The following is a 12,057-nucleotide window of genomic DNA, read 5'->3' as shown; positions in this document are numbered from 1 at the left end:
GCGGTGGTCGGTGCGACGAGTGGGGCCGGAGGTCTCCGCGAGGAGGGCCGGGGTGAGTGGCTCGGCGCGGCCGGGGGACGGCACCTGGCCGCGGTGGTCGGTGCGACGAGTGGGGCCGGAGGTCTCCGCGAGGAGGGCCGGGGTGAGTGGCTCGGCGCGGCCGGGGGACGGCACCTGGCCGCGGTGGTCGGTGCGACGAGTGGGGCCGGAGGTCTCCGCGAGGAGGGCCGGGGTGAGCGGCTCGGCGCGGCCGGGGGACGGCACCTGGCCGCGGTGGTCGGTGCGACGAGTGGGGCCGGAGGTCTCCGCGAGGAGGGCCGGGGTGAGCGGCTCGGCGCGGCCGGGGGACGGCACCTGGCCGCGGTGGTCGGTGCGACGAGTGGGGCCGGAGGTCTCCGCGAGGAGGGCCGGGGTGAGCGGCTCGGCGCGGCCGGGGGACGGCACCTGGCCGCGGTGCGGTCCGGAGGACCGCCGTGTCAGGGCACGCGCAGCGCGGCGTAGCGGCCGGCGGCGGCCGCGGCCAGGAAGTACGGCCGCTCCTCGTCGTAGCCGCGGCCCATCGTGGACAGCGGCACGGGGGAGAGACCCAGCGCCGCCTCCAGGCCGTCGACGTCCACCCACACCACCGGGTTGCGCTCCGGCTGGCCGGCGAGGTCCTCCTCCACCTGGCCGCCGAGTTCCGAGCCGAGGCCGCGGGGGGCCACCAGCGTCACCCCGCCGAGCGCCACCCTGCCGAACGCGGTCAGCGAGTGGTGGGAGACGCCCCGGTGGCGGGGACGCGGGTCGGCGTCGGAGATCCGCAGCGCCCCGATCGGCTGCCCGCCGAGGGTGCTCACCGCGTTGCACGCCTCGCCGGCGGCCACCCCGGAGAAGCCCCACGACGTCCCGGTGCCCAGGTTGCCCGGGCCCTGGCTGACGATCGCCACGTCCGCGCCGAGCACGTGCCGGGCGGCCAGCAGGCCGGTGTGCAGGGTGACCGCCTCCAGGTCCCCGCCGAAGGCCTGGCCGACGGTGACCACCCCGGCCAGGGACGGCGCCAGCGCCGACAGGGTGCGGGAGAAGCCGGCGACCAGCGCCCCGCCGTCGGTCATCACGTAGGCGACCCGCAGGTCCGGGTCGGTGGCCAGCACGCCGATGAGGGCCGCCGGCAGCGCCGAGTGCAGGTCGGCGACCACCACCGGCATGCCGCCGAGGTCCTCGGCGTCGGCGATCGTCCGGTGGTGCTCGGTGTCCTGCTCGTCGACGCCCTGCACGCTCACCTGCAGCGGGGTGTACCGGGCCTTGACCAGGTGGCCGGGACCGGCCGGGTCCGGCGGCAGCCGGTCGGGGACGGCGACGACCAGGGCGTACCCGCCGGTGCCCAGCCGCTGCGCCCAGGCGGTGGTGTTGAGCAGCACGGTGTCGCCGACCTCGGGCGTGCCGACCAGCGAGGGGTGGGCCAGCGCCCGCAGCTCGCCGTCGCCCGGGACCTCCACGGTCAGCTCCTGGGCGTCCCGCCAGGCCCGCCCCCGGGCGGTGACGGTGCCGCGGCGCCAGCGGATGCGGTGCGGTGTCGTGCTGTCGTCCCCCACGCGGGCAGGCTAGCCAGGCCGTCGGGGCGCCGGTTCCGCGGCCGGTCCCGGGGCCGCCGCCGGGGCGGCCGCCGCGGCCGTCGGCCGGGGGCCGGATTCCGGGCGACCGGCCGGGGCGTCGGCGACTAGCCTGTGCGCCGTGTCGGCGAAGCGGGCGGAGCGGCTGGTCAACCTGGTCATCGCCCTGCTCGGGACCCGCCAGTACGTGACCGCCGCGCGCATCCGCGCCACCGTCCCCGGCTACGAGCCCGACGACGGCACCGCCCGCGCCGACGAGGCGTTCAAGCGGATGTTCGAGCGGGACAAGGCCGAGCTGCGGGAGATGGGGGTGCCGCTGGAGACCGGCCGCACCAGCGTCTTCGACACCGAGGACGGCTACCGCATCGCCCGCGCCGACTACGAGCTGCCCGAGATCACCCTCACCGGCGAGGAGGCCGCCGCGGTCGGGCTGGCCCTGCGGCTGTGGGAGTCCGCGCAGCTGGCCGGTGCGGCGCACAGCGCGCTGGTCAAGCTCAAGGCCGCCGGCGTGGAGGTCGACACCGGCCGGGGCCTGCCGCTGCAGCCGCGGCTGGACTCCGACGAGCCCGCCTTCGAGGCCTGCTACGCCGCCGCCCGCGACCGCCGGGCGCTGGAGTTCGACTACCGCCGCCCCGACGAGCAGGAGCCGGCCCGCCGGCACGTCCAGCCGTGGGGGGTGGTCGCCTGGCACGGCCGCTGGTACCTCGTCGGGTTCGACCTCGACCGGCAGGAGCGCCGGTCGTTCCGCCTCTCCCGGGTGGTCGGCACGCCGCGGGCCGCCGGGCCGGCCGGCGCCTTCGAGCCGCCGGCCGACGTCGACCTCGCGGCGATGGTGGCCGGCCAGTTCGGCGGCGCCGAGCAGACGGTCGTCGTCCGCGCCCGGCCGGGCACCGCGGTCGGCCTGCGCCGGCACGCGACCCCGCTGGGGGCCGCGGCCGACCGCGCGGCGGGCGGCACCGGGAACGGCGGGGAGCCCTGGGACCGGCTCGAGCTGCGCACCACCGAGCCGATGCGGTTGGCCGACCAGCTGGCCGCGCTCGGGCCCGACGTGCTGGTGGAGGCCCCGGCCGCGGTGCGCGACGCGGTCATCGAGCGGCTGACCCGGCTGGCGACGATGGCATGACCACGGCCGGTACCAACGAGCGGATGACCCGGCTGCTCACGCTGGTCCCGTACCTCACGGCCCACCCCGAAGGGGTGCCGCTGGCCGAGGCCGCCCGCGACTTCGGCGTCCCGGAGCGGCAGCTGCGCCGCGACCTCGAGCTGCTGTGGATGTGCGGCCTGCCCGGGTACGGCCCGGGCGACCTCATCGACCTGTCCTTCGAGGGCGACCGGGTGCGGGTCACCTTCACCGCGGGCATGGTCCGCCCGCTGCGGCTCACCACCGACGAGGCGGTCGCGCTCGTGGTGGCGCTGCGCACGCTCCTGGAGCTGCCCGGCCTGGCCGAGCGGGAGGCGGTCAGCCGGGCGCTGGCGAAGGTGTCGGCGGTCGCTGGGCACGCCGGGGAGCGGGTCAGCCCGGTCGCCCTCTCGGTCGACGCCCGCGAGCAGGCCCTGGCCGTGGTCCGCGACGCCCTCGAGCGCCGCCGGGCGCTGCACCTGCACTACTACGTGCCCACCCGCGACGAGCGCACGGAGCGCACCGTCGACCCGATGCGGCTGCTGCTGGTCGACGGCCGCTGGTACCTCGAGGCGTGGTCGCGCGAGGTGGCCGGGGTGCGGCTGTTCCGGCTCGACCGCATCGACGACGTGCAGGTGCTCGACGAGCCGGCCGCGCCACCGCCGCAGGCGGCGCCGCGCGACGTGGAGGCCGGTCTGTACCAGCCCGAGCCCGGCGCGCCGGTGGTGCGGCTGCGGCTGGCCCGGTGGGCCCGCTGGGTGGCCGAGTACTACCCGGTCGAGGAGGTACGGGAGGTCGACGACCCGCCCGGCGGCCTGGTCGTCGTCCTCCGCACGCACGACCTTGCCTGGGCCCGCCGGCTGGTCGCCTCCCTGGGCGGGGCGGCCACCGTCGACGCGCCCGCCGAGCTGGCCCGGGCCGTGGCCGACGACGCCCGCGCGGCGCTGGACCGGTACGCCGCGGGCGCGCGGCCGGCGCCCGGCCGCGGCGGTTAGGGTCGGCGCCGTGCTGCTGCTCGTGGTGTGGACCGCCGTCGTCGTGCTGGCCGCCGTGGTGGTGGGCGCCGTCGTCCACGGCACCGTCGGTGCGCTGCGCCGCCTCGACCGCGAGGTCCGCGGGTTCCAGGCCGAGCTGCGCCCGGTGCTCGCCGAGGTGCAGGCCGCCGCGGCCCGGGCCGCGGACACCCGGAGTTCACCCTGACGTGGGCGCCCCCCGCACTTGGGGGGCAGGCAGGCACCGGCACGCGACGTAGCATCGAACCGCCACCGCACCCCTGGAGGACGTCATGGCCGGACTCGGCCCGCTGGAGATCGGCCTGATCATCCTGGCCGTCCTGCTGCTCTTCGGTTACAAGAAGCTGCCCGACGCCTCCCGCTCGCTGGGCCGCTCGCTGCGCATCTTCAAGGGCGAGATGAAGGGCATGAAGGACGACGACGTCCGCACCCGGGACGCCGCCCGCACGACCCCCGTGCGCGGTCAGGTGCTGCCGGCCGCCCCGTCGGAGGGCGAGCGGCTCGAGGCCGAGGCGCGGGCCGCCGAGGCACGCGCGGCCGAGCTCCGGGCCCGCGCCGCCGGGCAGGCCGGGGCTCCCGACAGCTCCCGCTGACCCCCGCCCGCACCCGATGAGCGCCACCCCCTCGCGCCGGTCCCTGCTGCGCCGGCGTCGCCGGCGGGACCCGGCGGCGACCATGACGCTCATCGCGCACCTGACCGAGCTGCGCAACCGGATCGCCACGGCGCTGCTCGCGCTGCTGGTGGCCACGGCGGTGGCGTTCTGGTGGTACGGGCACGGGTTGGGGGAGTTCATCCGCGCGCCCTACTGCGGGCTGCCGGCCGACCTGCGCTACGGCGGGGACGCCGCCGGCGGCTGCGGGCTGCTGATCACCGACGTGTTCGGCGGGGTGTTCATCCGGCTGAAGGTCAGCTTCCTGGCCGGTGCGGTGCTCTCGGCGCCGGTGTGGCTCTACCAGCTGTGGGCGTTCATCACCCCCGGGCTCAAGCGCAACGAGAAGCGCTACGGCGTCACCTTCGTGGTGGTGTCCACGCTGCTGTTCGCCCTGGGGGCGGTGCTGGCCTACGTGTCGCTGTCGGCGGGGCTGGAGCTGCTTCTCTCGCTGGCCGGCGACGGGGTGGTCGTCGCGCTGACCGCGCAGGACTACATCGGGTTCGTGCTCGCCCTGCTGGTCGCCTTCGGGGTCAGCTTCGAGGTGCCGCTGGTCGCCGTCGCGCTCAACCTGGTCGGGGTGCTGTCGCACGAGGTGCTGGCGCGGAGCCGGCGGTGGATCTTCTTCCTCACCGTCGTGTTCGCCGCGTTCGTCACCCCGACCCAGGACCCGTTCACCATGCTGCTCATGGCCGGGCCGATGATCGTGCTGTTCGAGCTGGCCATCCAGCTGGCCCGGGTGGTCGACCGGCGGCGGGCGAAGCGGGCGGCCGTCGAGCACTTCCACGGGCTGTCCGACGACGAGGCCTCGCCCCTGGACGCCGTCCCGTCCGAGCTGGACGCGCCGCCCCCGGACCTCGACGCGGGGCTGCGCCGCGAGGACGAGCCGGCCGGGGGCCGGCCCGCGCCGTCCCGCCGCTGACGGCCGCGGGCGCGCCCCGCCGCCCGTGCCGGCGGAGCGCCCGGCCGGGCGCTCAGCGCAGTTCCTGGATGCGGACCATGTTCCCGGCGGGGTCGCGGACGGCGCAGTCCCGGACCCCGTAGGGCTGCTCGGTCGGCTCCTGCACCACCTCGGCGCCGGCGGCCTGCAGCTGGTCGAAGGCGCCGTCGAGGTCCTTGGTGGCCAGCACGATCGAGGCGTAGGTGCCCTTGGCCATCATCTCGGCGATGGTGCGCCGCTCCTCGTCGGTGATGCCGGGGTCGGCGGCCGGCGGGTGCAGGACGAGGGAGGTGCCCGGCTGGTCGGGGGAGCCGACCGTGATCCAGCGCATCCCCTCGTAGCCGACGTCGTTGCGGACGGCGAAGCCGAGGATGTCGCGGTAGAAGGCCAGGGCGGCCTCCGGGTCGTCGTGGGGCAGGAACGCGTAGTGGATGGTGACGTCCATGGCGGTCACGCTAGGGACGGCTCGGCGGTCCGGGCTTCTCGATTCCTGACCGGTCGGGTCACCTGCCGGGCCACGCAGGAGGGGATCCCGGCCGTGGCGCGCGCCGCCCGCTGCCGGTAGGTGCTGGGCGGCACCCCGACCAGCTCGGTGAAGCGGGTGCTGAAGGTGCCCGGCGAGGAGCAGCCGACCGCGAAGCAGACCTCGGTGACGCTGAGGTCGCCGCGCCGCAGCAGCGTCATGGCGCGCTCGATGCGCCGCGTCATGAGGTAGGCGTACGGCGGCTCCCCGTAGGCCAGCCGGAACCGGCGGCTGAGGTGCCCGGCCGACATGTGCACGCCGCGGGCGAGCGCCTCGACGTCCAGCGGCTGGGCGTACTCCCGGTCGATCCGGTCGCGCACGCGGCGCAGCCGCGCGAGGTCGCGCAGGTGCTGCGCCGCGGCCGGTGTGCTGGTCACGCGGTGGATGGTGCCCGCCGCGGGGCCGGCGGTCGAGCCCCACGGCGGGGGACCGGGCCCCGGCTCGCCGCGGGACCAGCGGTCGGCGGCCGTCACCGGGCGCCGGCGGCCGCCGGCGCCGCCGGGGACGCGGCCCGGTGCGCGGCCACCGCGGCGCCGGTCTCCTCGGTGACGAGGTCGGCGTTGATCTGCGCGGCGGCCATGGCGCCGGCGGCGGCCGCCGCGCCGACCTGCGCGGCCAGGTCGGTCACGTTGCCGGCCACCCACACGCCGGGGACGTCGGTGCGGCCGAACGGGTCCGCGGGCAGGTGCTCGCCCACCCCGGCGGGGTGGGGGACCGGGTGCAGCCCGAGACCGGCGAGGAACGCGGCGCGGGCCCGCATCCTCGTGGCCACCGCCAGGGCCTCGAGCGGCACCCGCGTGCCGTCGGCCAGGTCGACGCCGGCCAGGCGGTCGTCCTCGACGTCGACGCCGGCCACCGCGCCCGTCACCACCCGGATCCCGCGGGCGGCCAGCTGCTCGGCCTCCGCGTCCTCCGGCGGCCGGGTGTGGGCCAGGTAGGTGACGTCGGCGGACAGCTGCCGGAACAGCAGCGCCTGGTGCACCGACATCGGCCCGGAGGCCAGCACGCCGATCGCCCGGTCGCGGACCTCCCACCCGTGGCAGTAGGGGCAGTGCAGCACGTCGTGCCCCCACCGCTCCCGCAGGCCGGGGACGTCGGGCAGCTCGTCGGCCAGGCCGGTGGCGACCAGCAGCCGCCGGGCCCGCAGCACCCGGCCGCCGGCCAGGGACACCACCAGCGCGCCGTCGTCCCGGGTCACCCCGGTGACCTCGCCGCGGAGGACGGAGCCGCCGTAGCCGCGGACCTCGGCCCGGCCCCGTTCCAGCAGCTCGGCCGGCGGCACGCCGTCGCGGGTCAGGAACCCGTGCACCCCCGCGGCGGGTGCGTTGCGCGGGTCGCCCGCGTCGACCACCAGCACCGACCGGCGCGACCGGGCGAGCACCAGCGCCCCGCTCAACCCGGCGGCGCCGCCGCCGACCACCACGACGTCCCAGTCCTGCTGCTCCTGTGCGCTCATGCCGGCCACGGTGCACCCAGGCGGACCCACTGGCAAACGTCCTTGCGGTAATGGCAAGCTGGGCCGGTGGACGACGACCTCGAGCAGACCCTGGCGGCGGCCGGCCCCCGGCTGCGGGCGCTGCGCAGGCGCCGGGAGACCACCCTCGCCGACCTCTCGGCCGCCACCGGCATCTCGGTGAGCACCCTGTCGCGGCTGGAGTCCGGGGCCCGGCGGCCCACGCTGGAGCTCCTGCTGCCGCTGGCCCGGGAGCACGGGGTCACCCTCGACGAGCTGGTCGGGGCCCCGCCGACCGGTGACCCGCGGGTGCACCTGCAGCCGGTCACCCGGCACGGCATGACGATGCTGCCGCTGACCCGCCGGGCCGGGGGCATCCAGGCCTACAAGCTGGTCATCGCGGCCGGGGACCGGCGCGAGCCCGACCCGCAGACCCACGAGGGCTACGAGTGGGTCTACGTCCTCGACGGCCGCCTGAGGCTGGTGCTGGGGGAGCACGACCTGGTGCTCCGGCCCGGCGAGGCCGCCGAGTTCGACACCCGGGTGCCGCACTGGTTCGGCGCCGCCGACGGGCGCGCGGTGGAGTTCCTCAGCCTCTTCGGCCGGCAGGGCGAGCGGGCGCACCTGCGCGCCCGGCCGGCCGCCCGCGGCCGGTGAGCGCCGGATGAGCGCCGAGGTCGCCGTCCTCGTGCCGCCCGTGGCGGGCCGGGGCCGGGCCCGGGCGGTGACCGCGGACGTGCTCGCCGCCCTGGGGCGCGCCGGGCTGGCCCCGCGGGTCCTGCCGGCCGCCACCCGGGCCCGCGCCGAGGCCGAGGCGGCCGCCGCCGTCGCCGCCGGCGCGGCCGCCGTGGTCGCCGTCGGCGGGGACGGCGCCGCCCACGCCGCCCTCCAGGCGGTGGCGGGGACCCCCACGCCCCTGGCCGTCGTCCCGGCCGGGACCGGCAACGACCTGGCCCGCGCGCTGGGGCTGCCGGCCGACCCCGTCGCGGCGGCCCGGGCCGCCGCCGGTGACCTGCGCGCCGGGCGCAGCCGCACCGTGGACGCCGGGCGGGCCGGCGGCCGCTGGTGGGCGACCGTGCTGTGCTGCGGGTTCGACGCGGCGGTCACCGAGCGGGCCGACCGGCTGCGCTGGCCGCGGGGGCCGCGCCGCTACGACCTCGCCGTCCTGGCCGAGCTGGCCCGGCTGCGCCCCCGCGAGGTGACCCTGGAGCTCGACGGCCGGCCGCGCACGCTGCCGGTCACCCTCGTCGCGGTGGGCAACACCGCCTGGTACGGCGGCGGCCTGCCGGTGTGCCCCGGCGCGGACTGCGGCGACGGGCTGCTCGACGTCACCGTGGTCGGGCCGGTCAGCCGCCGCGAGCTCGTGCGCACCCGCCCGCGGCTGGCGGCGGGAGCGCACCTGACCCACCCGGCGGTGACCGTCCACCGGGTCGCGCGGGTCGGGCTGGCGGGGGAGCCGGGCCTGGCCGCCTGGGCCGACGGGGAGCCGGTGGGCGCACTGCCGGTGACCGCCGAGTGCGTGCCGGGGGCGCTGCGGGTGGTGGGCGCGGGCGTCTGACCGGCCGCCCGTCCCGGGGACGCCGGCCGCCCGTCCCGGGGATCAGGTGGGATCACCGTTGCCGGTCCTGGCTCACCATCGGTGGTGAGCCAGGACCGGCAACGGTGATCCCACCTGGTCATCGGCGGCCAACAGTACCGTTATCCCCAACATTGACGCCGACATGAGTCGGACGCGCCGGGAGCGGGGAGCGCGCCTACCGTGGAGGCCATGTCCAGCCCCGCTGAGCGGTACGCGGCTGCCCGGCGGCGCAGCGCCCACCCCGTGTTGGCCGAGTTCACGGCGGACCTGTCCTTCTCCCTGGACCCCTTCCAGGTGGAGGCGTGCGAGGCGCTGGAGCGCGGGGCCGGCGTGCTGGTGTGCGCGCCCACCGGGGCCGGCAAGACCGTGGTGGGGGAGTTCGCCGTCCACAAGGCGCTGGCCGAGGGGCGCAAGGCCTTCTACACCACGCCGATCAAGGCGCTGTCCAACCAGAAGTACAACGACCTCGTCGAGCGGTACGGCACCGACCGGGTCGGCCTGCTCACCGGTGACAACGCAGTCAACGGGAACGCCCCCGTGGTGGTGATGACCACCGAGGTGCTGCGCAACATGCTCTACGCCGAGTCACCGGCGATCGCCGGCCTCGGCTACGTGGTCATGGACGAGGTCCACTACCTCGCCGACCGGTTCCGCGGCGCGGTCTGGGAGGAGGTGATCATCCACCTCCCGCCGTCGGTGACCCTGGTGTCGCTGTCGGCGACGGTGAGCAACGCCGAGGAGTTCGCCGACTGGCTGGTCACCGTGCGCGGGGACACCGCGGTGGTCGTCAGCGAGGTCCGGCCGATCCCGCTGTGGCAGCACATGCTGGTCGGCACCCGGGTGTTCGACCTGTTCAGCCTGCGCCCGGCCGCGCACGCCGCCGACTCCGAGGACACCCCGCGGGGGCGCTCGACCCGGGACCGCGGCGCCAGCGTGGTCGACCCCGAGCTGGTCCGCTACGTGCGCGAGCACGAGCGGCGCATCGAGGGCTGGGACGGCGGTCCCCGGCGCGGCTACTCGCACCGGCCGCGCTACCGCCCGCCGGCCCGCCCGGACGTCGTGGAGCGCCTCGACCGCGCCGGCCTGCTCCCGGCCATCACGTTCGTGTTCAGCCGCAACGGCTGCGACGCGGCCGTGGACCAGTGCCTGCGCGCGGGGCTGCGGCTGACCGACGAGTGGGAGCGCGCCGAGATCGCGCGGATCATCGACGAGCGCACCGGCTCGCTGCCCGAGGAGGACCTGCACGTCCTCGGTTTCTGGGAGTGGCGGGAGGGGCTGCTGGCCGGCCTCGCCGCGCACCACGCCGGGCTGGTGCCCGCGTTCAAGGAGACCGTCGAGGAGTGCTTCGTCCAGGGCCTGGTCAAGGCGGTGTTCGCCACCGAGACCCTCGCCCTGGGCATCAACATGCCGGCCCGGACGGTCGTGCTCGAGCGGCTGGTCAAGTGGAACGGCGAGGCGCACGTCGACGTCACGCCGGGGGAGTACACCCAGCTCACCGGTCGCGCGGGGCGCCGCGGCATCGACGTCGAGGGCCACGCCGTGGTCGTCTGGGCGCCGGGCATGGACCCCTCGGTGGTCGCCGGGCTGGCCAGCACCCGCACCTACCCGCTGCGCTCGTCGTTCCGGCCCAGCTACAACATGGCGGTGAACCTGGTCAGCTCCTTCGGCCGGGCCCGCGCCCGGGAGCTGCTGGCCTCCTCCTTCGCCCAGTTCCAGGCCGACCGCTCGGTGGTGGGCCTGGCCCGCGCCGCCGCGCGCCACGAGAAGGACGCCGAGCGGTGGGCGGCCGAGATGCACTCCGAGCACGGTGACGTGGCCGGGTACGCCCGGCTGCGCCGCGACATCGCCGAGCGGGAGAAGGAGCTCTCCCGCGACTCGGCGGCCAAGCGCCGCCTGGAGGCCGCCGACGCCCTCGCGGCGCTGCGCCCCGGCGACGTCATCCGGGTCCCCTCGGGTCGGCGGCAGGGCCTGGCCGTCGTCCTGGACCCCGGGGTGACCGACCTGGCCGAGCCGCGCCCGCTGGTGCTCACCGAGGACAAGTGGGCCGGCCGGCTGGGCGCGGTGGACTTCCCCTCGCCGGTGTCGGCGCTGGCGCGGGTCCGGGTGCCGAGGAACTTCAACCACCGCAGCCCGCACGCCCGCCGCGACCTCGCCGCGACGCTGCGCAACGCCCGCGTCGAGCACGAGCTCGGCGCCCGGCGGGTCAAGCAGCGCTCGGCCGCGGCCGACGACCCGGTGCTGCACGACCTGCGTCGGGCCCTGCGCGCCCACCCCGTGCACGCCCTGCCCGACCGGGAGGAGCGGGTGCGGGCGGCAGAGCGGTGGTGGCGGGCCACCCGGGAGGCGGAGGGCACCCACCGGCGGATGGCCGAGCGGACCGGGTCGCTGACCCGGCAGTTCGACCGCACCTGCGATGTGCTCGAGGAGCTGGGCTACCTCGTGCCCGACCCGGACGCGCCGCCGCGGGACGACGAGGACGTCGTCGGCGCCGAGGTGGCCGACCGGGCGCCGCTGGTGACCGGGGACGGGCGGCGGCTGGCCCGGGTGTGGTCGGAGGCCGACCTGCTCGTCGCCGAGTGCCTGCGCGCGGGGGCGTGGCGCGGGCTAGGCGCCGCCGAGCTCGCGGCGGCGGTCTCCACGCTGGTGTTCGAGGCCCGGCGGGAGACCCCGGGCCAGCCGGCCGTCCCCGCCGGCAAGGTCGCCGCGGCGATCGGCGAGATGCGGCGGATCCGCGCGCGGCTGCAGGACGTCGAGCTCGACCACGGCGTCCCCGCCAGCCGCGACCTGGACCTCGGCTTCGCCTGGGCGGCCTACCGGTGGGCCGACGGGCAGGGCCTGGACCGGGTGCTGGCCGGCGCCGAGCAGGCCGGCACCGAGCTCTCCGGCGGGGACTTCGTGCGCTGGGCCCGCCAGCTGGTCGACCTGCTCGACCAGCTGGCGAAGGTCGCCGACGAGCCGGTGGCCGCGACCGCCCGGCGCGCGGTCGAGCGGGTGCGCCGGGGCGTCGTGGCCGTCGCCGTGGGCGGCTGAGCCCTCGCCGTGGGCGGCTGAGCCCTCGCCGTGGGCGGCTGAGCCCTCGCCGTGGGCGGCTGAGCCCTCGCCGTGGGCGGCTGAGCCGGCGCCGCGCGGTTTGCCCGTCGCAGCGCCGCTCGTGGTGCACAATCCTCCCCGCCGTCGTGACAGGCGGTCA

General features: G+C 77.4%; 12 protein-coding genes. 8 read left to right on the top strand and 4 right to left on the bottom strand.

The genetic code is table 11. The features are described from left to right. Positions 1-476: 476 nt before the first annotated feature. Positions 477-1,571: a DUF3866 family protein gene (locus D0Z06_RS14615; RefSeq protein WP_199522324.1), complete on the bottom strand. Its 1,095-nt coding sequence runs from the start codon at positions 1,569-1,571 to the stop codon at positions 477-479. Between the two features lie 139 nt (positions 1,572-1,710). Between D0Z06_RS14615 and D0Z06_RS14605 the strand changes: the two genes are divergently transcribed. The 5 genes from D0Z06_RS14605 (at position 1,711) to tatC (ending at position 5,294) form a co-directional block, all read left to right on the top strand. Beyond that, entirely contained in the window at positions 1,711-2,712 is a 1,002-nt protein-coding gene (locus D0Z06_RS14605; protein ID WP_117378160.1) for a helix-turn-helix transcriptional regulator, read from the top strand. Beyond that, complete coding sequence (locus D0Z06_RS14600; RefSeq protein ID WP_117378159.1) at positions 2,709-3,704, top strand: helix-turn-helix transcriptional regulator; 996 nt, start codon at positions 2,709-2,711, stop codon at positions 3,702-3,704. Before D0Z06_RS14605 ends, D0Z06_RS14600 begins: the two co-directional genes overlap by 4 nt. A gap of 10 nt (positions 3,705-3,714) precedes the next feature. After that, positions 3,715-3,909: a hypothetical protein gene (locus D0Z06_RS25415; protein WP_158579994.1), complete on the top strand. Its 195-nt coding sequence runs from the start codon at positions 3,715-3,717 to the stop codon at positions 3,907-3,909. Between the two features lie 85 nt (positions 3,910-3,994). Next, positions 3,995-4,315 (top strand): Sec-independent protein translocase subunit TatA, encoded by a 321-nt coding sequence (gene tatA / locus D0Z06_RS14590; RefSeq protein WP_117378157.1) that lies wholly within the window; start codon positions 3,995-3,997, stop codon positions 4,313-4,315. A gap of 16 nt (positions 4,316-4,331) precedes the next feature. After that, positions 4,332-5,294 carry a twin-arginine translocase subunit TatC gene (gene tatC, locus D0Z06_RS14585; protein WP_233517688.1) on the top strand — a complete coding sequence of 321 codons (963 nt, stop codon included), beginning with the start codon at positions 4,332-4,334 and terminating at the stop codon, positions 5,292-5,294. Positions 5,295-5,346: 52 nt separating this feature from the next. Here tatC and D0Z06_RS14580 read toward each other — a convergent pair whose 3' ends face one another. From D0Z06_RS14580 to D0Z06_RS14570, 3 genes are all read right to left on the bottom strand, one after another. Beyond that, positions 5,347-5,757 carry a VOC family protein gene (locus D0Z06_RS14580; protein ID WP_117378238.1) on the bottom strand — a complete coding sequence of 137 codons (411 nt, stop codon included), beginning with the start codon at positions 5,755-5,757 and terminating at the stop codon, positions 5,347-5,349. Between the two features lie 5 nt (positions 5,758-5,762). Next, the gene (locus D0Z06_RS14575) at positions 5,763-6,212 is read right to left on the bottom strand and encodes a helix-turn-helix transcriptional regulator (RefSeq protein ID WP_117378236.1); all 450 of its coding nucleotides are present in this window, start codon (positions 6,210-6,212) and stop codon (positions 5,763-5,765) included. 92 nt (positions 6,213-6,304) lie between these two features. After that, entirely contained in the window at positions 6,305-7,291 is a 987-nt protein-coding gene (locus tag D0Z06_RS14570) for an NAD(P)/FAD-dependent oxidoreductase (protein WP_117378234.1), read from the bottom strand. 66 nt (positions 7,292-7,357) lie between these two features. Here D0Z06_RS14570 and D0Z06_RS14565 point away from each other — a divergent pair, with 66 nt between their 5' ends. The 3 genes from D0Z06_RS14565 to D0Z06_RS14555 all read left to right on the top strand — a co-directional run bounded on the left by D0Z06_RS14565 (position 7,358) and on the right by D0Z06_RS14555 (position 11,897). Continuing rightward, positions 7,358-7,945, top strand: a complete 588-nt coding sequence (locus tag D0Z06_RS14565; protein ID WP_117378156.1) for a helix-turn-helix domain-containing protein — start codon at positions 7,358-7,360, stop codon at positions 7,943-7,945. A 7-nt stretch (positions 7,946-7,952) separates the two neighbouring features. Beyond that, positions 7,953-8,846, top strand: coding sequence for a diacylglycerol/lipid kinase family protein (locus tag D0Z06_RS14560; protein ID WP_117378155.1), 894 nt, complete (start codon positions 7,953-7,955; stop codon positions 8,844-8,846). Positions 8,847-9,056: 210 nt separating this feature from the next. Further along, positions 9,057-11,897, top strand: a complete 2,841-nt coding sequence (locus tag D0Z06_RS14555; protein WP_117378232.1) for a DEAD/DEAH box helicase — start codon at positions 9,057-9,059, stop codon at positions 11,895-11,897. Positions 11,898-12,057: the final 160 nt, after the last annotated feature.

Source organism: Geodermatophilus marinus, assembly GCF_003428645.1.
Lineage (GTDB): Bacteria > Actinomycetota > Actinomycetes > Mycobacteriales > Geodermatophilaceae > Geodermatophilus.
Note: the sequence above shows the minus strand (reverse complement) of the source record. Positions and strands in the feature narration are given on the sequence as shown.

Excerpts from the sequence above, each read along its gene's own strand:
- tatA (WP_117378157.1), top strand. The coding sequence starts at position 3,995 with ATGGCCGGACTCGGCCCGCTGGAGATCGGCCTGATCATCCTGGCCGTC.
- tatC (WP_233517688.1), top strand. The coding sequence starts at position 4,332 with ATGAGCGCCACCCCCTCGCGCCGGTCCCTGCTGCGCCGGCGTCGCCGG.
- D0Z06_RS14570 (WP_117378234.1), bottom strand. The coding sequence starts at position 7,291 with ATGAGCGCACAGGAGCAGCAGGACTGGGACGTCGTGGTGGTCGGCGGC.
- D0Z06_RS14560 (WP_117378155.1), top strand. The coding sequence starts at position 7,953 with ATGAGCGCCGAGGTCGCCGTCCTCGTGCCGCCCGTGGCGGGCCGGGGC.
- D0Z06_RS14600 (WP_117378159.1), top strand. The coding sequence starts at position 2,709 with ATGACCACGGCCGGTACCAACGAGCGGATGACCCGGCTGCTCACGCTG.
- D0Z06_RS14580 (WP_117378238.1), bottom strand. The coding sequence starts at position 5,757 with ATGGACGTCACCATCCACTACGCGTTCCTGCCCCACGACGACCCGGAG.
- D0Z06_RS14555 (WP_117378232.1), top strand. The coding sequence starts at position 9,057 with ATGTCCAGCCCCGCTGAGCGGTACGCGGCTGCCCGGCGGCGCAGCGCC.